General features: G+C 44.0%; 20 protein-coding genes. 17 read left to right on the forward strand and 3 right to left on the reverse strand.

The window, feature by feature from the left end; all coding sequences use genetic code 11:
• Window positions 1-342: 342 nt before the first annotated feature.
• The 17 genes from L4D20_RS12315 to L4D20_RS12395 all read left to right on the forward strand — a co-directional run bounded on the left by L4D20_RS12315 (window position 343) and on the right by L4D20_RS12395 (window position 22,142).
• Window positions 343-1,959, forward strand: a complete 1,617-nt coding sequence (locus L4D20_RS12315; RefSeq protein WP_428801890.1) for a BCCT family transporter — start codon at window positions 343-345, stop codon at window positions 1,957-1,959.
• A 393-nt stretch (window positions 1,960-2,352) separates the two neighbouring features.
• The gene (locus tag L4D20_RS12320) at window positions 2,353-4,290 is read left to right on the forward strand and encodes a TonB-dependent receptor domain-containing protein (protein ID WP_428801891.1); all 1,938 of its coding nucleotides are present in this window, start codon (window positions 2,353-2,355) and stop codon (window positions 4,288-4,290) included.
• 13 nt (window positions 4,291-4,303) lie between these two features.
• Window positions 4,304-8,194, forward strand: coding sequence for a cobaltochelatase subunit CobN (gene cobN / locus L4D20_RS12325; protein ID WP_428801892.1), 3,891 nt, complete (start codon window positions 4,304-4,306; stop codon window positions 8,192-8,194).
• A gap of 2 nt (window positions 8,195-8,196) precedes the next feature.
• On the forward strand, window positions 8,197-8,745 hold the full coding sequence (locus L4D20_RS12330; protein ID WP_428801893.1) for a MotA/TolQ/ExbB proton channel family protein: 549 nt from the start codon (window positions 8,197-8,199) through the stop codon (window positions 8,743-8,745).
• Window positions 8,745-9,044 carry a DUF2149 domain-containing protein gene (locus L4D20_RS12335; RefSeq protein WP_428801894.1) on the forward strand — a complete coding sequence of 100 codons (300 nt, stop codon included), beginning with the start codon at window positions 8,745-8,747 and terminating at the stop codon, window positions 9,042-9,044. Before L4D20_RS12330 ends, L4D20_RS12335 begins: the two co-directional genes overlap by 1 nt.
• Before the next feature lie 216 nt (window positions 9,045-9,260).
• A complete protein-coding gene (locus tag L4D20_RS12340) occupies window positions 9,261-10,154 on the forward strand; it encodes an AraC family transcriptional regulator (protein ID WP_428801895.1) in 894 nt (297 codons plus the stop codon).
• A gap of 167 nt (window positions 10,155-10,321) precedes the next feature.
• A complete protein-coding gene (locus L4D20_RS12345; protein WP_428801896.1) occupies window positions 10,322-12,490 on the forward strand; it encodes a TonB-dependent siderophore receptor in 2,169 nt (722 codons plus the stop codon).
• Between the two features lie 103 nt (window positions 12,491-12,593).
• On the forward strand, window positions 12,594-13,316 hold the full coding sequence (locus tag L4D20_RS12350; protein ID WP_428801897.1) for a siderophore ferric iron reductase: 723 nt from the start codon (window positions 12,594-12,596) through the stop codon (window positions 13,314-13,316).
• A complete protein-coding gene (locus L4D20_RS12355) occupies window positions 13,309-14,076 on the forward strand; it encodes an ABC transporter ATP-binding protein (RefSeq protein WP_428801898.1) in 768 nt (255 codons plus the stop codon). The genes L4D20_RS12350 and L4D20_RS12355 overlap by 8 nt, the downstream gene beginning before the upstream one ends.
• A 32-nt stretch (window positions 14,077-14,108) precedes the next feature.
• Window positions 14,109-15,068 (forward strand): iron-siderophore ABC transporter substrate-binding protein, encoded by a 960-nt coding sequence (locus L4D20_RS12360; protein ID WP_428801899.1) that lies wholly within the window; start codon window positions 14,109-14,111, stop codon window positions 15,066-15,068.
• A 12-nt stretch (window positions 15,069-15,080) separates the two neighbouring features.
• A complete protein-coding gene (fhuB, locus tag L4D20_RS12365; protein ID WP_428801900.1) occupies window positions 15,081-17,078 on the forward strand; it encodes a Fe(3+)-hydroxamate ABC transporter permease FhuB in 1,998 nt (665 codons plus the stop codon).
• 88 nt (window positions 17,079-17,166) lie between these two features.
• Window positions 17,167-17,970 (forward strand): DUF3450 domain-containing protein, encoded by an 804-nt coding sequence (locus tag L4D20_RS12370; protein ID WP_428802140.1) that lies wholly within the window; start codon window positions 17,167-17,169, stop codon window positions 17,968-17,970.
• Window positions 17,971-19,407, forward strand: a complete 1,437-nt coding sequence (locus L4D20_RS12375) for a MotA/TolQ/ExbB proton channel family protein (RefSeq protein ID WP_428801901.1) — start codon at window positions 17,971-17,973, stop codon at window positions 19,405-19,407.
• Window positions 19,407-19,940, forward strand: coding sequence for a MotA/TolQ/ExbB proton channel family protein (locus L4D20_RS12380; protein ID WP_428801902.1), 534 nt, complete (start codon window positions 19,407-19,409; stop codon window positions 19,938-19,940). Before L4D20_RS12375 ends, L4D20_RS12380 begins: the two co-directional genes overlap by 1 nt.
• A complete protein-coding gene (locus L4D20_RS12385; protein ID WP_428801903.1) occupies window positions 19,937-20,341 on the forward strand; it encodes an ExbD/TolR family protein in 405 nt (134 codons plus the stop codon). The genes L4D20_RS12380 and L4D20_RS12385 overlap by 4 nt, the downstream gene beginning before the upstream one ends.
• A complete protein-coding gene (locus L4D20_RS12390) occupies window positions 20,341-20,964 on the forward strand; it encodes an energy transducer TonB (protein ID WP_428801904.1) in 624 nt (207 codons plus the stop codon). The genes L4D20_RS12385 and L4D20_RS12390 overlap by 1 nt, the downstream gene beginning before the upstream one ends.
• Window positions 20,961-22,142, forward strand: coding sequence for a tetratricopeptide repeat protein (locus tag L4D20_RS12395; RefSeq protein WP_428801905.1), 1,182 nt, complete (start codon window positions 20,961-20,963; stop codon window positions 22,140-22,142). Before L4D20_RS12390 ends, L4D20_RS12395 begins: the two co-directional genes overlap by 4 nt.
• A 223-nt stretch (window positions 22,143-22,365) precedes the next feature.
• Here the strand turns inward: L4D20_RS12395 and L4D20_RS12400 are convergent, their stop codons facing one another.
• The 3 genes from L4D20_RS12400 to L4D20_RS12410 form a co-directional block, all read right to left on the reverse strand.
• The gene (locus tag L4D20_RS12400; RefSeq protein WP_428801906.1) at window positions 22,366-22,803 is read right to left on the reverse strand and encodes a hypothetical protein; all 438 of its coding nucleotides are present in this window, start codon (window positions 22,801-22,803) and stop codon (window positions 22,366-22,368) included.
• A 167-nt stretch (window positions 22,804-22,970) separates the two neighbouring features.
• Window positions 22,971-23,114, reverse strand: coding sequence for a hypothetical protein (locus L4D20_RS12405; RefSeq protein ID WP_428801907.1), 144 nt, complete (start codon window positions 23,112-23,114; stop codon window positions 22,971-22,973).
• A gap of 1 nt (window position 23,115) precedes the next feature.
• Window positions 23,116-24,114, reverse strand: a complete 999-nt coding sequence (locus L4D20_RS12410; protein WP_428801908.1) for a DUF1254 domain-containing protein — start codon at window positions 24,112-24,114, stop codon at window positions 23,116-23,118.
• Window positions 24,115-24,363 lie beyond the last annotated feature (249 nt).

Genomic DNA, 24,363 nt, shown 5'->3' on the forward strand with positions numbered 1-24,363 from the left:
TTTATTAGGTGTTCATTTTAGAAACATCACTATACGGATGATCTCGTCTATTACTTATCAGCACTGATCTGGAAGAACTTATTCCCGACATTGTTGCTGTTTTATCGTGTGATAATTCATTATAAATCGTGTCATGCTTTGGCTGTTGCATTCGGTGTGATTATGGAAATGACGGCGATTTACACCTGTTCGAGGAAAAATAAAGCAAGCTTTAATTGATATTACACCCCGTTATTGCTAGTCTCCGCACGATATTTACATCTGTTACAATTATTTTGTGACAGGTATTTCGTTTTTACTTTTCGATCAAAAAGTATTTCAGAGTAATCATAAACAATAGTTATGAGTAGTACGCTAATTAAACCCAATCCCATAGATTCATGTTATTCAACCAATAAATACAGTATCGGAACCACCGATTACAAAGTTGGTCAGGATAATATCCAAAAGTGGGGAGTAGACATACATAATCCCGTATTTGGTATTAGTGCCACCCTGATTATCATTCTTTTATCTGCACTTTTACTCGTTGAACCCGCCACTGCAAACGCAACACTAACCAGTGTTCGTAACGGCATTATGGCTCAATTTGACGTGTTCATTATGTGGTCAACAAACTTCTTTGTTCTTTTTACTTTTCTGTTGATTATATCGCCATTTGGTAAAATCCGAATTGGTGGTAAGCAAGCACAAACTGAACACTCGACCTTATCGTGGGTAACAATGTTGTTCGCAGCAGGAATGGGTATTGGCCTCTTGTTTTGGGGAGTTGCTGAACCAACGGCTTACTTTACGAACTGGTGGGGAACACCGCTAAATGTAGAGCCATTTACCGAAGAAGCAAAATCATTAGCACTGGCTGCCACGGTGTATAACTGGGGTCTCCATGGTTGGGCTGTTTACGGCGTTGTAGGACTGGCTCTGGCGTTCTTTTCTTACAATAAAGGCTTGCCGTTATCCATGCGGTCGGTTTTTTACCCAATAATTGGCAATAGAACATGGGGTTGGCCCGGTCACATCATTGATATCATGGCGGTTCTTGCGACGTTATTCTCGCTCGCAACTTCTCTTGGCCTTGGCGCACAGCAAGCTGCGGCGGGTATCAATCATGTCTTTGGTATTGAAAGTGGCATTGGCTTACAGCTGATGGTTATTGTACTCGTGACATTAATTGCCATTGTCTCTGTTATTCGAGGAATTAACGGCGGTGTAAAAGTATTGAGCAATATCAATATGATACTTGCCTTCTCATTACTGGCATTCATGCTGATTGTTAGTTTTGATGTAATTTCAGTGTCGATTCCTGAAACCTTTGTCGCTTACGCGGAAAACTTTGTTGCTCTGAGTAATCCACACGACCGTGGCGATGTGGCGTGGATGCAAGGTTGGACAATATTTTACTTTGCTTGGTGGATCTCGTTAGGTCCATTCGTTGGTATGTTCATTGCGCGTATCTCTAAAGGTCGTACGGTCCGTGAATTTTTATGTGCTGTGATCTTTATTCCTACGCTCGTGACTTTGGTATGGATGGCGACGTTTGGTGGCATTGCTATCGATCAAGTTATTAATCAAGTCGGTGAGTTAGGTACGAATGGCTTGACTGACATATCTCTATCTTTATTCCACGTATTTGATGCGATGGCGTATGGCGATGTGTTATCTGTTCTGTCGATTGTACTCGTATTGATCTTCTTTATTACCTGTTCGGACTCAGCTTCTCTCGTCGTCGACAGTATCACGGCGGGTGGTAAGATTGATGCACCAGTGCCACAGCGAATTTTCTGGGCAGTAGTTCAAGGTGTTATTGCTGCTGTTATGCTTTGGCTTGGCGGTACTGAATCGCTGCAAGCCTTGCAAGCGGGTGTTGTGACGACTGGGTTACCATTTACCTTAGTCATCTTAGTAATGTGCGTTGGCCTGCTAAAAGGTTTGAACTCGGAACGTGCTTTATATAAATAGTACTTATTGCTAAAAGCTAAGATCTAAAGCTCAATATGATCAGCCCTAACGGTCTCAAATGCATGTTTGAGGCCGTTTCTATGTTTACATTAATCTTACCCTACGTAGTAAATGGAACAATTTCCTCCAAATAGCTTTCGCTTCTAATGAGCTCTCTGTGAGATAAATCTATTTCACAGTGTTCGACCGTCACTCCAATGCGACTGGTATCAATACCTATCGACAAAAAATCTTAATAAAGATAATCCAATTGGTAAGAACATACCGCGCTTCGTTTTTGTATTAATAATAATAATTATAAAATTTCAGTTGAAATAATATTGTTATGTTATAACATCCTTCCGATTGAATTGTTACGTTATAACACAACCAATAGAGCCTAGCGTGGTTTATATGCTTATTAAGACTAAGAACAACTTCTCAACGGTACCAATCGGTGCATTTCTTCTAACGGTCAGTCAAGCGTACGCTGCTGAGACTCACGATGAACACATGGTTGTCACCGCCACCTCTTATCAAAAATCTGTTTCAGAGGTGCCAGCCAGTGTGTCAGTAATCACACAAGAAGATTTGGCATTAATGCCATACAACAATTTGAGCGATGCTCTTGTCGCGACTTCAGGTGTGTATATTGCCGATCTTGGACAAGGGAAAAAGGGCATCGAGATCCGAGGCATGGATTCTTCTCAAAGCTTAATTTTGATTAACGGCCGACGCACTACCGGGGCTTCAGATATGATGGGGCATTCCAATGTAGAACTGGAAAATATTCCCGTGTCCGACATTGAGCGTATCGAAGTGATTAAAGGCCCAATGTCTGCGCTTTATGGCTCAGATGCGTTGGGTGGGGTGGTTAATGTAATCACAAAACCTGTTGGCAATGATTGGCGAGGCAGTGTTCGTGCAGGTGGCTCGACGTTGATTGATGAACACGGGAATACCAGCAATTTAGAAGCGTCGACGTCAGGTGCGATTATTGACGATAAATTGTATTTAAAACTGACAGCAGGGCAGTCTTATCAGGGGCTAGTTGAAAGTCGTTATCATGAAAATGAGACGGATATTGCTGGCAACCGTAATAAGTTTGTTGACGCTCAACTCACTAGCATTCTATCGGACCAGCAGGAGTTAGAGGCTTCAATTCGAATCGGTGAAAGTGAAACGTGGTATGACTACGTACCAACGAGTGGCGATGGTAAGGGGCTTAATACTCGTAGCACTAATGTCTATGACACCCTTGATTTTGGGCTCACACACTCGGGTTACTGGGATTTTGCGGATACTCAGCTACGTGTTTATGGCTCAAGAGTATCTCAAAGTAACAGTAAAAACGTAGGAACACCGAATACAAGCAACGATGTTGACGAAGATATTGTGGATGGATATGCACAGTTCTTTGCAGGTGATAACCACCAAGTGACGGTGGGGGTGCAATGGAGTGAGCAGCGTCTTGCTAGCCAAGATCTGAGTTCAGGTAAAGGGTCTGCGTCTCAAAGTGCTTTGTTCTTGCAAGATGACATTTTGTTAAGCGAAGACGTGTCTTTATTACTAGGTATGCGCTACGACGATCATTCAGAGTTTGGTGGTCACACTTCTCCCCGAGCGTATATTGTTTATACACCGAGCGAAAACTGGGTGATTAAAGGTGGTTACGGTGAAGGGTTTAAAGCGCCAACCATTAAGCAACTCTCACCCGAGTACGTCAATGTAGGCAATGGTCGCCCGTTCGACATTCGCGGTAATGCGGATTTAAAACCTGAGGTGAATCAGTCCTATGAAATCTCAGCTGAATACAGTGCAGAAAGTTGGCGTAGTGGCGTTACCCTGTTTCATAATGATGTCGAAAACTTGATAGAAACAACGTGTGTGACGTCGTGTGGCCGCCCAGTTGCTGGGGAAACCATGTATGAATATCGAAATGTTGCACAAGCTGAACTTAAAGGACTAGAGTGGTTTGGTAATGTGACCTTGTCACAAGATTTCTTTGTGAATATGAATTTAACGCTCCTTGATGCTACCGATAAAGAGAACGGTAAAACCATTGATAGTAAGCCTGAGTCGCAAGCCTACGCCGCTCTAAACTGGCAAACAACAGAGAGCTTAACGACGCAGGTTAGTGTAAACCATACGGGTGCACAAACGTATGAAGATAACGACCTACCTTCTTACCAAGTTTATAACGTAGCGGCTAACTACCAATTAAACAGTATGGATTTCTCTATGGGTGTTTCAAACTTGTTTGATACCTATTTAGAGGATAAATCAGAGCACTTTACTTACGCGGTTCAACCTCGTCAGGTGTTCTTAAACGGCACATACAGATTTAAGTAATAGGAACCATATAATGCGCTTAAATCTAATAAAAGCACTGTTTGCTCAGTGCTTTGTTTTTCTCGTCGTGGTGGCGTCTTCTTTTGTGCCTTTTGCTAATGTGGCTTTAGCGGATACGACTACAGTAGCGGTAGTGCATACCGACTTTGTCCCACAAAGTAAAATTGAGCGACTAAAAGAGTACGCACTCGAACAACAAGTCGAGCTTATTAGCTTCACGCCAAGAACTTATAACGTCAGCAAAATTCGCGAAGCGGATTTTACGATCATTGATACGCCTCGTATGCCAGATCGCCAGCGACTCGCAGAGGTAATGGAAACTTTCCCTGCGGATATGAACTGGGTGATGTTTGGTGGCGGTCCGCCGAGCGCATCAAGCCAGATGAGCCGAAAACTTTCCCATCAGTTAACGAGTTATTACCTCAATGGTACAGAGAATAACTACGGTCACTTATTTTCGGCGATACGCATGAACCATTTAGGGGAGTCTTTAGCCAACTTACCTGAAGCGGAAATAGTTCCAACTTACGGTATTTACCACGACAAAGGCGTTGTGACTGATCTGGGTAGTTATCTAGCTGCAACGGGTTGGCAAGAAGGGACACCCATTGCAGGCTTCATTATTAGTCGCAATCAAATCTTAAACCAGGAGTTTGAACCGCTTGATGAATTGATTGAAAAAACTAAACAAGCGGGTATCGAGCCTGTCATGTTCTGGGTGGAAGGTGACAATGGGTTAGATTGGCTCTGGGATACGTCCAAATTCTATCGTTCACCGACCGTGTTGGTGAACCTGACTCACTTACAGCAAGGTGAACAGCGTAAAGCTGAAATGAATAAGCTTGGCGTTCCCGTTATTCAAACCATTCACTTCCGTGATGGCGATCTAGATGACTGGCGAGAAAGTGATGTTGGGATAGAACCCCGTAACGCCTCGGTCATGCTTTCAACAACCGAAACATGGGGCCTAACGGATCCATTAGTGATATCAGCTGACCGAGCGGGAGAGAAAACCTATATCACCGAGCAGCTGGATCTGTTGTTTGGTCGAGTTCATGCCTATCAGCGATTAAAGACCAAATCTAACGCTGAGAAAAGTGTGGCGGTTATGTTCTGGAACTCACCGGCTGGAGCAGAGAATATCTCAGCATCAAACCTTAACGTACCTTTAAGTCTTGTTAGCATCGCAGAAGGGTTGAACAAGGAAGGCTATGATGTTCCGCCGCTCGATGAGCTACAGATGATTGAGGACGGTAAGATTTTATTGTCGGGTTATTACAATCCGACTGAAATCGAGAGTTTGCTTGAAGCAGAATACGCCGCAGTATTGCCGCTTCGCAGTTATCTACGTTGGTACCGAACCCTACCAATCGAGCAAAGGCACTTCATTAACCGAAATTGGGGACACCCGATGACGTATAAGGGGATTAAACAGATTAATGGTGAGCCTGCGTTTGTTTTTCCTATCTTAAAGAAGGGTAATCTTTGGTTAATGCCCCAACCACCACGTTCTGGAGATGTTGGTCATGCCATCCACTCAACAACTGAGCCCCCGAGTCACCTTTATTTAGCGGTCTATTTTTGGCTTCAACAACAACACAATGAAGGGCAATTGGATGCGCTTGTTCACCTTGGAACACATGGTTCACAAGAGTGGACACCGGGTAAAGCGCGTGGATTGTCTCGGGATGACTTTCCTTATTTAACGCTTGGTGATATGCCCGTTTTCTACCCGTACATTCAAGATAATATCGCAGAAGCAATTCAGGCGAAGAGACGAGGAAGGGCCACGATCATTAGCCACCAAACCCCAACATTTGGGCCTGCGGGTTTATATGGAGACTATGTAGAGCTCAATGGCTTGCTCGGTGATTATGAAAATGCGTTACCAGGCTCGGTTAAAGATGAGCTAAAAGTTGCATTAATCGCCAAGATAGAAGAGCTCAATGTATTAGTCGATATGGGGTTAGATCCCAACTCGATTGAAGAGGATCTTGATTCCGTTCTAGAACAACTTGAAGAGCATATTGATCGTTTAGCAGCCTCGTCGGTACCGCTTGGTTTACATGCGTTCGGTCAATCTAAGCCAGATAGTGAGATTCATTACACGATTCTGCAACAAATGGGTGATGATTTATTGCGTCATTTTGTCGATGAACCCTCTGAGTTTTGGAAGCAATTTGAAGGAGACTTTGAAGCACTAGATGACAGTGAGCCTATCCAGTGGATTCGAAGTGCCATTGAAGGTACAAATGCGATTGAAAACGCAAGTGCTGAAAGTACGCCAGTACAAGGCGGCGAAGAAGCCAAGTTAGAAATGAAAGCACTAGCAGAAACCGCTAAAACGTCGTTCAACAGGCTTTTGAACAACGGCGAAATTGAAAGCCTACTTAATGGTTTGTCAGCAGGATTTATTCCAGCAGGGCCAGGTGGCGATCCATTGCGTAATCCTTCCACATCAAGTGGGACCAATTTGTATGGTTTTGACCCAGCCAAAGTGCCAAGTTCTCCTGCTTATAACGCCGCAGAGACAGAGCTTCAGAACCTACTTGATGCTCATATTGAAAAAAATGGAGAGATGCCAAGTAAAGTTGCCTTCTCCTTGTGGGCGGGAGAAACACAACGACACTTCGGTATGTTAGAAGCTCAAGTGCTTCGTGCAATTGGTGTAGAGCCCATTTGGGATAGAGGCGGTAATCTGATTGAACTGCGTGTTATCCCTAACGATGAGCTAACGAGACCACGCATCGATGTCGTGATTCAAGCAACGTCTGTCTATCGAGATCAATTCGATGGCTTTATGTTAAAGCTGAGCAAAGCAATTGAAGAAATCACCGCATTGGAAGATGGCAATGTCATTGCTGAAAACAGTCAAAGTTTAAGCGAATCACTAAGGGAACTTGGTTACGACTCAGAAAGAGCGTCGATGTTGTCTGCGCTGCGGATCTTCAGTAATGAACCGGGTGATTACGGCAGTGGAGTGAATGATCTCGCCATTCAATCTCAAGATTGGGAAAGCGATGATGCTTTGGGGGAGCAATTTACGACTCGCCTTCAGTATGCGTATGGCAGTGAAGTTTGGGGGGAGAAATTGGGCGATACCAACTTGTTTGAATCGCACTTATCGTCTGTTGATGCTGCCGTCATGACAAGAACCAGTCGCTTACATGGGCTGTTATCAACGGATCACCCATTTGAGTACTTAGGCGGGTTGGCGGCTGCAGTACGGAAAGCGTCAGGAAAAGATCCCGACTTGTACATCAATGACTTGCGTGAATCGAACAGTCGTACTGTCTCTGCAGGCACATTTTTGGCGGAAGAGCTGAATGCACGCTATCTAAACCCAGTTTGGATCACTTCGATGCAAAAAGAAGGGTATGCAGGCGCGCTGAATATGTTGGATATCACCAATAACCTATTTGGCTGGCAAGTGACAGCACCGGAAACCGTGAACGATCATCAATGGGAAGCACTGAGTGAGGTCTACATAGACGACAAACACGATCTCGGCATTAACGAATGGTTCGAACAACATCAACCTGCAGCGCAAATGCAGATCATTGAACGAATGCTTGAAGCCGTTAGAAAAGGTCACTGGGATGCCGACGAAGAGCGCTTAAAACAGCTTATCGAGCGTCATGAAGAACTAGAACCGTTAGTGGAATATCACCAACCTCACGAAGTGACCAAAGCATTTATAGAGCAAACCTCAGCAGGGTTTGGCTTGGGGTCTATTGGGGCCACCGCGAGTAACCCTGTCATTTCAGGGCAAGTGATGCAAGAAATGGAATCGTTCGAGCAACCGACATTAACGGACTATCAAATGTTTTTCCTTATCACCTTTATTTTTGGTTGTATCGCGACAGGTGCGATTCGACAACACCGTATAACAAGAGAAGCTTAACCATGAACCAACTTGAAACGTTAATTTACCAGTTTGCCACTTTATTTATGCAGCCCGTTATGGTGCTCGTGGTTGTTATCGTCGTTTACTCTTTGTATGTCTTAGGCCGATTCAGCGTTGAGTTCGTGCAACGCTTCGATAAGAACTATGTGTCGGTATTACAGCGTTACGCTCAATCAAATGATTCAGGTGACAGTGACCAGCTTGAGCTTTGGATTGTGAAAGAGCTAGAGCCTTTACGGTTGATCAGCCGTGCGGGGCCTATGTTAGGTCTTGTTACCACGATGATCGCAATCGGGCCTGCGTTAGTAGCGATGGGTGAGGGTGAAGTGGATAAAGTCGCACAAGAGATGATCGTTGCGTTTTCAGCGTCAATATTATCGTTAATAGCCGCGAGTTTAACCTTCAGCATTATGACAGTTCGCCGTCGTTGGTTATTGGAAGATATGTGTAAAATTGAACAAAGTATGAAAACGATGACGCATTCACATTCAATAGCCGAAGCGGTACACCCGGTAGAAACGAACACGTTAGCAGAAGGAAAGCTGTAATGAGATTTCTGGAGTCTGATGAGCTGGATGATCCGGTACTTTCCATTGTAAACATGGTGGATCTATTCGCTGTTGTAATGGCGTTTTTAATGATACTCAACGTCACCGGAGCCCAACTGCCGGAAAACTCGATGCTAATAGAGAACCCTGGCGAAGAAAATATGCGTATTACGATTAAAGATGCGGAGACTATGACTCGTTACGAAACCTCTGATGAAATAGGGGAAGGAACAGGGCAGATAGCAGGGCAGACCTATATGTTAGATGACGGTAGGTTAATCTATGTTCCAGCTGATTAGAAATAAGTCAGATTATTAGAATAACGTATCGAGCAGGTTGATAATTTGACGGTAAGAAATTGACATAACAAAGATTGACCACGGAAATAGATAAGAGTAAATTGCAAACGTGTTTCTAAATGAGTGTAATTATCATTTAGATTTAATGTTATGCATCTGTTATATAGATGCCAATATTTTTGTTGAACTCTCGTTTGTCATCAAGGTCTTTTCGTTATGAACTCAGCCTGTTGCTATGCCCTTAATCGGATTGAAGCTGTTATTGAACACATTGATTCTCACTTAGATGAAACCTTAAGTGTGTCGGATCTATCGGCAGTCAGCTGTTGGTCTCGTTGGCAACTTCAGCGTGTATTTCAAACCTATACGGGAATGAGTGTTGCCCAATATGTGCGTGAACAGAAGCTCTCCAAAGCCGCAGAGCAAGTATTGAGGCGAGACAAAAAGATGGTCGATATCGCTTATCAATATGGTTTTGGTTCTGAGGTGGCGTTTAGTCGAACATTCAGTGCTTTCTTTGGTATTAGCCCTAAGCGCTATCAACAAAGAGGCACACGAGATGGGATTAAAGGGCCATGCGAGAGGCCTATTTTAGACTTCCCTAATTGCGAGGCTCTAACGGAAGGGTTCTTTCAGGTGAGAATAGAACATGCAAGTGAGCAGCGTATTTATGGGGTTAAGCAACGTGTTCGAGGGCTATTGTCTAGTGAGCCAGATTTCAATGTCTCTGTTCCGTGTGCATGGAATGAGTTCAAAGATCAATGTAGCCGCTCTTTTAGTTCCCAAACACGTTGGGTAGGCGTAATTGATGCTCAAAATAATGCGGATGAAGGTGAGCTTACCTATTTAGCAGGCACCGATAACCTGAGTGACGTAAGCCACAAGGCTGGTGAGTTTGAAAGTGTTGTTGTGGAAGAAAACGACTTTGCTGTATTGCCATTTAGTGGGCAAATAAAACAGTTTGCTCAAGCGGTTGAGTGGCTTGTTCTGCACTGGCTTCCTAGTTCTGGCTACACCGCAGTGGAAGCGCCTGAGTTGGAAATATACAGCGGACAAAGTGATTCGCAGTCGATGAATATTGAGTATTGGCTGCCAATTCAAAAAGTTTAATAAGCGCCTAGGTGCTTATTTTTATCGAGTTTATAGGTAACTTATCGACATGATGCACCAAATTGTAATGTTTTTTCTATCTAAGCTAATAAAATGCAAACGATAATAATTCGCAATTAGATTGGCTTACGTTGATCGCACAGATTGAAAAGAAAAAGCAGGGAATCATGACCACAACACTATTTTCAAAATCACCTTTAAGCGTAGCAATTGCTAGCGTGTTAGTGCTCTCATTTGGAGCCAATGCAAATACCGAAAGCAAGAATGCGGCGGACACAACACAATCAGAAATCGAGACAATATCAGTTCTAGGTCAAACCTATCGCAATACCGCGACTAAGACCTCGTTAGAACCAGAAGAAACGCCTCAAGCTATCAGTGTTATTGAGAGCGAAGATCTTGAAGCAAGAGGCGTGAAGTCTCTAAACCAAGCACTGCGTTATGCTCCTGGTGTTGTGACTGAAACCAAGGGCGGCTCTGTGACCATGTACGACACGTTTATGATCCGTGGTTTTGCTGTCAACCAAAGCTACTACGATGGTTTGGCCCTTCAGTTCTTAAATGGTTGGAATTTGCAGCCTCAAATTGATCCGATTGCGATTCAGCAAGTGGAAGTATTTAAAGGACCGACATCGGTGCTGTACGGCTCAATGCCACCGGGTGGCATGGTTAACATGATTGCTAAGACGCCACAAAAGGAGTCGAGCACAGAACTTGGGCTAGCGACGGGTTCTCGTAATCTGGTCGAGGCTTCAATTGATACTACCGGTCAAATCGGTGATAGCGATTTCTCATATCGCATTATTGGTTTAGCGCGTACTCGTGATGGGCAAGTCAATCATACCGGAGAAGAACGTTATGTGTTTGCTCCGTCACTAAACTGGGAAGTGTCGGATAAAACGCTCATCAATTTCAATATGTACTATCAAAACGATCCGGCAATGGGTATGAACTCGGCAATGCCAGCATCAGGTTCATTAACGGATAACCCGAATGGAAGTACAACGCCAAACACATTCGTGGGTGATAAGAACTGGAGTACGTTTGAGCGTGAAGTGTTGATGTTGGGCTATAAAGTTGATCATCAATTTACTAATGAGTGGGGGTTCTTACAGAACTTCCGTTATACCGATGCGTCTCTGTATCAAGAAAACACATATCACAGTGATTACTATAACCATTGGGATCCATCTACTGGCAATTTAGATAGAAATATCTACAGCACGGATGAAGAATCTAAGGGTTACACGATTGATAACCAGCTTTCTGGTTTTGTTGTTACGGGGAATGTTGAACATAACCTGTTATTTGGTCTTGATTACCAACAATTAAAAGGCTCATCGAATTACGCGGAATACGGTAGTACGAGTCAATTTGGCGACTTTAATATCTTTAACCCGAATAACGATTTAATCAATCGTGATGAGCTAACCAAAGCGTGGGAAGTAAAAGATGACATCACGCTAAGACAAACAGGTCTGTACGTTCAAGACCAGATGCGATTGGACCGTCTAGTGGTAATTGCTGGTGGTCGTTATGACAATTATAAAACAACCAGTGATTACGCTGGCAGCTATACAGAAGCGGATGACAGTGCATTCTCATACCGTATTGGTGCGCTCTACGAATTAGATAATGGCATATCGCCGTTTGCTAACTACGCAACAAGCTTTGAGCCTGTTACGGGTGTTAGCAGTTTTGGTGAAGCCTACAAGCCTGAAACCGGTCAGCAGATTGAAGTTGGTTTGAAATACCAATCTTCTGATTACAGTAAGAGTGCGACCGCATCGTTATTTAGAATTGAGAAAAATGATGTGTTAGTAACGGACCCATCATCAGCCGATTATCAAGACCAGTTGCAAGTTGGTCAGATTCGCTCTCAAGGTCTTGAGCTTGAAACCAGTATACAGGTGACCTCTGGTTTAGACATCGCAGCGAACTACACCTACACCGACATGGAAATTACAAAAGATAGCGACAATGGTCTGCAAGGTACCACGCCAATCTACGTACCTGAGCATGCCGCCAACTTATGGGCGAATTACTTCATCTTCGACGGAGTGCTAAGTGGTACACGCGCAAGTGCAGGTGCTCGTTATGTGGGTGAAATGCAAATGGAAGCGACCAATACACAAGGTAAAGTACCGTCCTACACCTTGGTAGATTTATCACTTGGTTACGACTTAGGTTCAGTTAAAGAGTCTTTGTCGGGGGCGACTGTGAATTTACTGGCGACTAACTTATTTAACGAAGAGTACTTCACTTGTTATGACCAAACCAACTGTTGGTATGGTGAAGAGCGCACAGTAGAACTGAATGTTAATTATAAATTCTAGTTTCTATACCGTGTTGTAAAACAGAGCAGCCTGCTGAAGAGTAGGCTGCTTTAGTGCATTTTCGCACGACACTTATTGTGTTTGACGATTAGCAAAAATAGCAGTGAATAAGAAGAGAGCGACGTTGACTGAAATAGAACAATTGATGCATGCAGCAAGGCAAGTGACGCCTTATTTAGACGGAAAAGTTGCTCCTGCTGAAAACGGAATGCTAATGGGTGACGGTGATAATCGTCAGTTGTTAACCATCATGTATCAAGAGATTCAATCATTGCACCCAGAAGCGAAGCACAGTTACTGGTTAACGCGAACCTTTAGCCTACTGAGTTGGCAGCCGATCTACCTAGCGTTTATTGGTGTTTATGGTTTAAAAGTGGCGCCAGATTTTTCAACCATGAGTCAGCACTATCGTAATGGGCTGATTTCGGGATTTCATTTCGATTCGGAACAGTGCGTGAGCGAAAACAAAGAAGCATTAATTATCAATGTTGGCCAGCAGCTTGGTGGGATGGTGTCTCGTTGGCAAGCCGAGCTGGATGAACTTTATCGTTGCCGCCCTGGTTTTAGCCGTCAACTGCTTGCTGATTTCTTACTGATGTCATTGATGAAAGTGCACGATCATTTTGAGGCGTTTACTCAGGATGATGTTCACTCTGATGCAAAGCTATGGCTCGATGCATTTCAACTTCCTCACCGTTCATTAACGGGGTTTTCGTCAGGGGAATTGCTGACTTATACAAGGAAAAGCTGTTGTCTTGTGACTCAAACAAAAGAGGGCAGACTTTGCGATGATTGCCCAAAGAACAAAAAGAGACGTCATGTATAAATTGACCGATGTCGAGGTGGTTCGAGACCAACGAACTATCTTGTCAATTCCCGATCTAACCATTGAAGATAACCAGTTTACCGTTGTACTTGGACATAACGGCTCGGGTAAATCGACGCTGGTGAACTTGCTCTCGAATCAGTTCTCACCAGAACAAGGACAAGTGTTACTCAATGAAAAACGGGTGAGTGAATACAATCCAAAGCAGCTTGCAAAAAGTGTTGCTTATTTGCCCCAAAAATTACCCGAAGTCGCAGGGCTAAATGTGACTGAACTTGTGCGTTTAGGGCGTTTTCCTTGGCGTGGCCTATTCGGGCGTTGGAATGATCAAGATGCTCAAATAATCGAAAAATCAATGCAAATGACGGGCGTTTCACAGTATGCCAATACCATTGCAGAGCAGTTGTCGGGTGGTGAAAGGCAGCGTGCTTGGGTAGCGATGTTACTTGCTCAGCAGTCAGACATTCTGATTTTAGATGAACCAACTTCCGCGTTAGATATTCAGCACCAGTATCAGTTGATGGGGCTTTTAAAGGAACTCAATGAGCAAACAGGGAAAGGGATTATTGTGATTATTCATGACCTTAACTTAGCACTTAAATACTCCAGCCGCGTCGTTGCATTAAAAGGTGGAAAGGTGGCTTTTCAAGGAGAAACAGATCTTCTCCATGATGAAGCGTTGTTGTCCGATTTATACGCAACACCCGTTAAATTGATGCCTCACCCAACACAGAATCATAAGGTCGCGGTGATATGTTAAAAAGCGCTGATAGAGTAGGAAGTAATAGGAAAATGAAACGCCAAATACAATCGATGAAATGGCCGGCACGAGCAGTATTGAAGTCCGTTCTCGTATTATCGGCAATGTTAGTTTCTGGATTGAGCAACGCTGTTGTAACCGTGACAGACAACCGAGGTGAACACACGTTAAAAGCAACACCAACACGTGTAGCAGCGCTTAATTGGGATATAGCCGAGCAAATTATTGAACTGGGTGTCACACCGATAGCGATGCCAGATATTGCTGGGTACCAAGAGTGGGTAGTAAAGCCTGCTGTTGATGCATCGGTCGAAGATATTGGTACGCGAGTTGAGCCGAACTTTGAGAGACTGGCACAACTAAAGCCTGACGTTATTATTACTGCCTCTCCTCAGCTTGATTTACTTGAGCGCCTGGAACGCATTGCTCCGGTTCTTTATTACCAAACTTACAGTGCTGACCACGATAACGCTCAAGCGAGTATTGATAATTATCGGCTACTTTCTAAGGCGCTTGGTAAGCAGCAGGTAGCCGAGGAAAAACTGTTAGAAATGGATGATCGTTTTACACAAATGACAAACCAGTTGAGTGACGCTTTTCCTGAAGGAAAACCTAAAGTCAGTGCATTTCGCTTTGCAAGTACCACTGCGGTTTATCTCTACGGAGAGAACTCGACGACACAGTACGTCTTACAACGATTGGGCTTTGAACCCGCCATTGAGAAGCCTTCCACTCAGTGGGGAGTGACCCAAGTTCGTGTTAATGATTTAAAGTACGTAAATGACGGAGTGGCGCTCTACTTCAAACCGTTTGACCAAGAGCAGCAGCTCAACCGTTCAGTACTTTGGCAAGCGATGCCGTTTGTTCGAGCAAACCGATTGAACAGCATTGAGCCTGTTTGGAACTATGGAGGGGCTATGTCGCTGCTCTATACCGCTGAAGCGATTACCGACAGCTTACTCGACATTGCTGCCAACCAAGTGAAGCGATAGGGCTCTAATCACGTGCTGAAATCACAGACATTAGGTTTGCTGTTACTCCTTAGTTTACTTGCCTTAAGCATTGGGCAATTAGGCTGGAGTACCGACCTTTCTTTCGCTAACCAAATTCAACTTATCGGTTCGCTGTCGTTCAATTTTGACGATTACGAAGATTTTGATGCGATTCTGTTCACCCAATCATCGCTACCTCGTTATGTCATGGGGTTGATGGTTGGCGCTGTATTAGGGTTGGTTGGCAGCGTACTACAGCAGCTCACGCAAAACACGCTTGTTAGCCCGTTAACGCTGGGCACCTCTTCTGGTGCATGGCTTGCAATGGTAATAGGCAGTGTTTGGTTCCCTTTAGTCATGGCGGACTATTCGTTATTTGTCGCTCTATTTGGGGCTATGGCCACATTCGGTTTGGTGATCACGATAGTCGGGTTGAATAATCTATCAGGCTTACCTGTTGTTCTTGCTGGGATGGCGACCAATATTTTATTGGGCGCTATTGCGACGGCGGTTGTTTTGCTTCATGACCAATACGCTAAAAACCTGTTTATTTGGGGAGCGGGGGATCTGGCTCAAAATGGTTGGGATAATGTTCTATGGTTAATGCCTAAACTGCTCCCTGCTATCTTTCTTGTACTGTTTGCTCCTCGTGTGTTTGCGTTACTACGTATAGGACAAAGTGGTGCTCAAGCACGAGGTTTGAGTATCGTTCCTGCATTTTTTGCCATCTTATTGTTAAGCCTTTGGTTAGTTTCAGCGTCTATCAGTACGGTTGGTGTGATCAGTTTTATTGGTCTGTTATCGCCTAATATTGCACGGGCATTAGGCGCAAGAACCCCTAAAAGTGAATTGGTGACAAGTTCCATTTTAGGTGCAATGCTGCTTATTACCACGGATTGGATCGCCATGTTCATTGGCAGTTACACCTTGGATATTGTTCCAAGTGGCACGGCTGCGGCGTTGATTGGCGCGCCTGCTTTGATCTTTTTTACAAGGCGTAAACTGAAGGCTCAAGACCAACTCTCGATAACCCTTCCTAAGACAAAAGCACTATTGACTCGTTTTCAATACGTTAAGTTAATGGTATTGTTTATCATTATCATCTTGGTGGCGTTTTTTGTCACAAGAAATAATGTAGATGGTGCGCTGGAGTGGATTGTTCGTTGGCCTGATGATTTTGCATTGAGTTTACTTTGGCCGCGCATATTAACGGCAATCTGCGTAGGCGCAGGGCTTGCGATAGCAGGTGTGTTACTACAACGACTTATATACAATCCATTGGCAAGTCCTGATATTCTTGGCTTGTCAGCGGGGGCGACATTTGCCTTAGTGGCTGCCAGTATTTTTGTTGGCATTAATATTTTTGAATCAGCTCCTTTGCTTGCATTTATAGGCAGTATATCGGTCTTGATTCTACTGCTAATCTTAGGGCGGAAGAATCATTATGCGCCTTCAATGCTGATACTTACGGGTATTTCGTTAACCGCATTAATTGATGCCTTGGTACAATTTACCCTTGCAAAGGGCAATGAAGACAGCTTTGCCATATTAGCTTGGTTAGCAGGTTCAACCTACAGAGTGACACCAGTGATGGCTGTTGGTCTACTGATCGCGATGGTTCTTCTTTCAAGTATCGCGTTATTGACGAACCGATGGTTAACCCTGCTGTCAGCTGGGCGACTGTTTGCGAAAGCGAGAGGAGTGAACGTTCCTGTCGCGTTTACCTGTCTGTTTGTGTTAGTTGCCCTTATTTGTGCAGTCACGACGGCAGTGATGGGGCCTGTAGGATTTTTAGGGCTATTAGCACCTCATATGGCAATTATGCTTGGTGCAAAGAAAGCGAAAGAGCAGTTAATTGTTTCAATGCTGCTTGGCGCTGTATTGCTTTTAGCCGCGAATTGGTTAGGACAGAACCTTCGTTATCCTGCTGAAATTGCGGCTGGAACGATTGTTTCTGTTATTGGTGGTAGCTATTTTCTACTGCTGTTATTAAAAGGTCGAAAATCGTAGTCTTCAGCTTACTTTACTAAGCAATATAGACCTATTTCGAACCACTTACTTATTTAGAACGTAATGATTTTTAAAGTGAATGCCAGTGATGAAATTATTTAAAGCGTGCAGTTTAGCTGCAGTAGTGACGATGTCTTTTTCGAGTGTGGCATCGTCATTGTCTGATGCGACAGCGATACAAAAAGATACCCATAAGAGTGCAGCTAACAGCCAGAAGGTGATCGATAAGAGTTTCGATTCCTCGCAACAATTAAGAGCGGAAATTGAGCAACTAGAACAAGAGTTGGCGAATCTTGAAGTGTATCGCGATCACCTTGAATCGATGGTGAATAACCAGAACCAAGAAGCGTTAAGTATTGAGTCACAAATCGATCAAATTCAGGATACGAGGCAGGGTGTTGTGCCGTTGATGTATCAAATGCTGGATGGATTAACGCAGATTGTTAAACACGATAGCCCTATTCGTCAGCAAGCAAGATTAGAACGTGTTGAAAGGCTACAAGCAATGATGAGTCAATCTGATGTGAGTGACGCAGAGAAGTACCGTCGCATCTTAGAGGCGTATCAGATTGAAGTTGATTACGGTACTAAGCTTGGTGTTTATGAAGCTCAAATAGCATTGGCTGGTGGTGAGACTTTTGAAGCTGAGATATTCTATTTAGGTCGAATCTCTCTGATTGCACGAAATCGCTCTGGCTCTCAATATTGGTCGTGGAATCGAGCGAGTAATGAATGGGAATCAGTCAACTCTACGAGCTTTAGTCAACTCGACAGTGCTTTCCGTATTGCGAATAATCAGGCAGCCCCAAGCTTGCTAACCGTCCCTCTATCGTTTGAAACCCCATCATCTGATTACTCTTTGAATACCACCAATGTAACGGAGGGGCAATAAATGAAAGCTTTAGCACTCACTACATTGATGCTGGCTGGCGTATTAGGTTCAGTCTACAGCGAGCCTACGCATGCGGCTCAAGAACCTATTCAAAATAGCCTGACCAAAAACGCACAAGCGGACAATGCCAAGCAGAAAAAAGAGAACGCTCAAAGGCAGTTAACCTTTATTGAGACGGAAGAGAAGCTTAAAAAGAGAAAAGCGGAGCTAAAAGCTAAGCGAAACTTCGTCCAGAACCAAACTGACGAGTTAGCGAAAACCTTTAGCAGCAATGAAGATAAACTTGCGCGTTTGGAAGAAAATCTTCGCCTTGAAACAGGTAGCTTGGGTGAGTTATTTGGCGTTGTAAGGCAGGTTGCCAAAGAGCTAGAACCTCAGGTTGAACAGTCAGTAACAGCGATTGATGCCAACGCACACTCTGCTTATGTAGACTCGATCATTGAAGCGCGTACATTGCCATCAATGGATGAGCTGACTGGTTTGTGGCGTAGCTTGAACGAACAGATTAAAGCCAGTGCGCAGTTATCCCCAGTAGATGTCTCTATCGTGAATTCAGATGGTAAAGCGACATCGCAAAGCGCATTTCGTATCGGCTCATTTGCGCTTGTGGGTGACCAAGGTTATTTAAAGTGGAACAGCGCTCGTGATCAAGCGGTGTACTATGCGAACCAGCCTAATCAAGTCCCTGATATATCAAGCTTGAAACTCTATTCTGACGCCTCTGAACAACAACCTACTGATAATGCAAAGTCATGGCAGGTTGATCCTTCTCGTGGCGTTATCTTAAGCCAAAGAGAGCTAGACCCAACACTGAAAGATCGCCTAGAAGCGGCGGGCGTAGTAGGTAAAGTGATTCTAGGGCTGTTAGCGATTGGTTTAATCATTGCCTTGTACCGCGGTATAACGCTTTCTGTGGCACAGGTGAACATTCGCAAGCAGTTGAAGAACCCTCAACAAATAGGCAATAACCCACTGGGGCGTATTCTTTCTGTTTACAACAAAGAGAACACTCGTACGGTTGAAGCGTTAGAGCTTCGCTTGCTTGAAGCGGTCGTCGATGAGCAAACGCACCTTGAAAAAGGTTTGTCGATGCTTAAATTGTTTGCTGCACTTGCACCGATGCTTGGTCTGCTAGGTACGGTGACGGGCATGATCGAAACCTTCCAAGTCATTACCCACTTTGGTAATGGCGATCCTAAAGTCATGGCGGGCGGTATATCTATGGCATTGATGACAACCGTGCTTGGTTTGGTCGCGGCGATGCCTCTTCTGCTTGCTCACAACTTGTTGAGTACGCAAGCAGAGAATATTCGAAACATTTTAGAGAAGCAGGGTATTGGTCTCGTCGCACAGCAAGCCGAGCGTGACGATACAATTGACGTTTTCTCGAAGCAATCTGTTACTCAAGACAATGTACTGACTGAGAGCCCTGCGTAATGACAAATATGCTAGCAAGTATTCAATTAAATGCTGTGCTTGATTTTATGAATCAAGGTGGGCAGATTTTATGGTGGCTAGCGGCGGTTGTAGCGGTAACTTGGCTTTTTGTTGTTGAGCGAGTGATCTATCTGGCTTGGTCTTTCCCAAAAGAAAAAAAGCAGTGGATAGAGGCTTGGCAGCAACGTCGAGATCATGCCTCATGGCATGCTTTAGCCATACGAGATGGTTGGGTATCAGAAGCCAAGCAAGCGCTTTATCAGCATCTCAACTTCATCAAAGTGCTTGTTGCCATCTGCCCAATGCTTGGGCTACTTGGCACAGTGACAGGCATGATTTCCGTGTTTGATGTGATGGCAAACCAAGGCAGTAGCGACCCTAAGTTAATGGCTTCAGGTATCTCTCTAGCAACGCTACCAACAATGGCTGGAATGGTTGCAGCGTTGGCTGGCGTATTTGCTCATTCGCGCTTGACCAAAGCGTGCCAGCGAACCCAATTAAAATTAGAACAATCTTTAAGGAGCCAACGATGAGGTTAGGCAGACGTCAATCTAAACAAGAAGACGCACAAATCGATATGACATCGATGTTGGACATCGTCTTCATTATGCTGATCTTCTTCATTGTCACCAGCTCATTTGTTCGCGAATCGGGTGTGGAAGTCAATCGTCCTCAAGCATCAAATGTGGTTAGCCAAAAAGACGCAGGCATTTTCGTCGCGATCACCTCGGCTAACGATATCTTTATCGACAAACGTTTAGTAGATGCAGAACGAGTACAAGCAACACTAGAGCATATGCTGCTTGATAAACCTGATGCTTCTCTCGTAATACAAGCTGATGAACGTGCATACAATGGTACAGTTGTGAAAGTGATGGATGCCGCGAAAGGGGCAGGTGTAGTGAATATAGCCTTGGCAGCGGAGAAGTCTTAATGCCTCGTGTCATTATTGCTATACCCATTGCCTTAATTGTGGCACTGGGTCTGTTTAGTTTTATGGCGTGGATGGTGCAACCCAAGTACGCAGAGAAAGCTGAACAGACTGAACCATTGCGTTTCGACATGGTGATGGTAGAAGAAGAGTCGCTGACTGAAAGAAGAAGGCGAGCGGTTCCTGAGCCACCAGAGCCTCTTGAGCCACCACCTCAAGCGCCAACCTCTAGACAGCAAGTTCAGTCTCAAGATATGTCTCATATGGCACTTGAAATGCCCACGCTGGAAATGGCCACGTCGGTGCAAGGGTTGCAGATTTCACTGCCGTCGATCGGAGATGTCAGCATGGATCAAAATGCCATGCCGCTTCATAGAGTTGAGCCAACTTATCCTGCAAGGGCATTGCGTCGTGGGGTTGAAGGATACGTGATTATGACATTCTCTATTGATGAACTGGGTCGCCCTACCGATATTGAAGTGGTTGAAGCAAACCCACCGAGGCAGTTTGAACGTGAAGCGATACGCGCGCTCAAACGTTGGAAATATCAGCCTAAAGTGGTGAATGACAAAGCCGTGGTACAGCAAGGACAATCCGTGAAACTAGAGTTCAAGTTGCAAAAATGATGAATATTTCGAAGAAACTGCTCGTTAGCTCAATCATTGCATTGGCTAGTTTGATTCCGATTCAATCCGCGTTGGCGAATGAACTGAGCCAATCAACGGCACAGCGTGTACAAAGAGCACACACTCAATCATTAGATGGAGAACTGGCAAAAGCCATCGAGCTTTTGGAGAGCGTGTCCACCAGTCGAGCTTACGATAAAGCGTTTGTCGCACGTATGTTAGGTGTCTTTTATTGGCAAAATGAACAAATCGAAGCGGCCATCGATCAATTAAAATATGCCGTTGATAGTGGCTTATTGGCCGATGAACAGTCTGTCGATACGATTCGTATGCTTGCAGATCTCTACTTATCGAACGTTCAATACAAAGAGGCACTTAGCTATTATCTTCGATTAGTTGAAGAGGGGCATGGAAATGCACTGGTTTGGCTTCGTGTTACTCAAACCAATTACCAACTTGCACGTTGGCCCGATGTACTTGAGTCAGTAAAACAATATCAAACGTTTGAACCAACGCTTGATATTGCCATGCTTTCACTGCGATTGGGCGGTGAATTCCAATTAAAGAAGTGGCCGGATGCTGCAAAAACGTTAGGTCAATTAATCGAGTTTGAGCCTGATAACGCACGTTGGTGGCAACAATTAGTGAGTATTGAAATTCGTAGAGAACGCTCTAACCAAGCGTTGAACGTGTTGACTCTAGCAAAGCTGCAAGGGATTCCGCTGAGCCAACAAGAAATACGAATGCTGGCTCAGCTTTACGCGAACCAAGGCATTCCATCGAAATCAGCACAAACACTTTCATTGCTCGATGACGCTAAAACCGATCTTAATATGATTGTTCGTCAGGCTCAGTTATGGCAACAATCAAAGCAGTGGGATACCGCGATTGAGTATTGGCAATTAGCCGCAAAGAAAGACCGTAAGTATCATTGGCAAGCCTCGCAGCTGTATTTAAGCCAGCGCGACTATCAACATGCTCTACAGGAAGTTAATAAGATCCCAGAGAGTAAACTCACTTCTTCGATGCTGTTCGCCAAAGTTCAATCGGCCTATAGAACCCAACAGCTTAACTTGGCGCTACAATATGCCAAGCAAGCGAACAAGGTAGAAGAAACGTCAGAAAGTGAGCGTTGGATTACGTATTTGAATAAGCAGTTAGAGAGTAACGACGACTAATTACACTGCTTGATACTGTTAAGCGCTATATTAAATGAGGTTAAATCGGATCAATCATATTTAGGTTCTCTTTAGGTTGTAGGTACAAAAAGAAAGCGTATGTTCTGCACAGTTTTTTCAAATTATCACGAACGATGAACCGATATTAGAGTTATAAAATATTGAACCCACTAGATCGTGCAATCGGAAGAGATATTGCACGATCTAGTGGGTTCATTGATGCTTAGAATTGGTGGTTAAACTCTAAACGTACATCGATGTCTGAGCTGTTCTCTTGATCCCAGTTAGCGAACAATCGAATATTCTGACGAGGATTAAATTGATAAGAAGCGGCAACTTCGTGAGTAAGGGTGCTTATATCTTTATACGAGAATAAGCCTAATTCAGGTATTGTTGTATTGTCTTTACCGCCTAACCCGTGCGTGTACATTGGATTGTAGTTGAACCAGATGTTGTCGGTGACAGAAATGCGGGAATAGATACCTACCGTCGTCGTCACCGCGGGCATGACGTAACCTGCATATTCATCTCTTACGGTCATTAAACCCAGTGATGCGATAGGGAACAAGGTAATTGGGCCAATAGTGGGTAAGGCTTGAACCAGCCCAATGTTAGTACTACCAATTTGCTTATCAAAGTCCCAATTCAGATCAAATTGCATTCCACGACCAGATTCCAATTCGACGGTGAACTGACGGAAACGAATGTGACTGATACTGTCGTTAGCATCGTCTTCTAAACCAAGTAGTTCACCCCCAAAGTTCTGAATTTCAATGAGACGTAAACCTAACGTGTCATCTGAACCAGTGTCGAATGTACGGCCTGACTTTAGATGAAATCCGTTATTCGATATGCCAACCCCCCCCCGGAGTTGTAGACTGCCATTGGATCTGACATATCTTGAACTGTTGTATCATCAGCGATAGCGAACCCTGATACTAATAACGCCGAAGCCAAAATGGTTTTATTCATGTTATAGAATCTCAGGCATCACGTAACTGTTTTCTAGTTGTTCCGGCGTAGCACGGTATACACGTTTTATTAGGTTCCAGTTTTCCGTTGTTGGTATGTTGTTTTCGACGTTGCCACACTCGTTACCGAAGTGAATGGTGTACGTATCGCCACCTTTATTAAGTACTAGGTTATCACTGTTCAGAGAGGCTTTATTGTGTGCGAAGTAGCCGTCACCGTTGTATAGAGTTACAGAGTAAAAGCCTCTATCTGGATTAATATCAGGTACATCAAAAGTTACGGGAGTACATGACTGAACATCGTTACCTTCAGCAATGCCATAGAAAGCGTGGTGAGCAGGAGCAGTAAGGAAGCCACCGTAAGCAGCAGTAGCGTGCGCACGAACTTCAGATGAACCAGGAGTTCCATCTCCCATAAACTCTAAGGGAGTATAATCAAACTGAGTTGTACGAAGGTCAGCAACAGTCGCTTGATAAGAATCCATATCCCAGTTTTTAAGCTTCAATGGCTCATTTGAACCTGCAGTCCATGTGATTTTAGATTGCCATTCTGCCGCCTTAGCGATATCAGAAGGGTCAGATTCATCCGCTTGGATACGTACTACCACTACAACGTAGTCAGTATCAGAAACGATTTCATGTGTCCCTGACTCGTAAGTAAAAAGAGGAACCCAGTGGTTTTGGTCGTGGACTTGGATAGAAGCATAACGCCCATCCATTTCTGGAAGAGTAATCGTTGCACCCTCGCTAACATTCATCACCATCCCTGAGTAGATAGTATCTTGATTCATACGAATGATCGGTTGGAAATCTAGCTGAGCCATACGAGGAATAAACATCATTTGATTGATTCCATATTCCTCTTGAAGGCGAACCATCTCCATATTGGTATGCGCTACAGCCATATTATCAACCGTAACTTCGATTTGTTTAGACCCTGATGCAATAGCGTGGTTTGAAACCAATACAATGGAGGCAGCAGCTAATAGTGTATTTTTCATAGGAGACCCTAATTAGAGGTTTATTGTTGAATCGACAAGGCAATACATTTGAATTGCAGAGACATAATAAGTTTTCTCAATTTCATAAATAGGGTTTTCAGAAATTCATATATGGATCAAATTGACTTATAGCAAACGATTATTGTGTGGAAGTATATCCATCACTTCAAAGCGAAGGATCCATTTCCTAAATAAACTGAATTAAAAATACAATTACAGTCATTAATAATGCCAATGGCTGTTTTCATA

The organism is Vibrio kyushuensis (assembly GCF_050337325.1).
GTDB lineage: Bacteria > Pseudomonadota > Gammaproteobacteria > Enterobacterales > Vibrionaceae > Vibrio > Vibrio kyushuensis.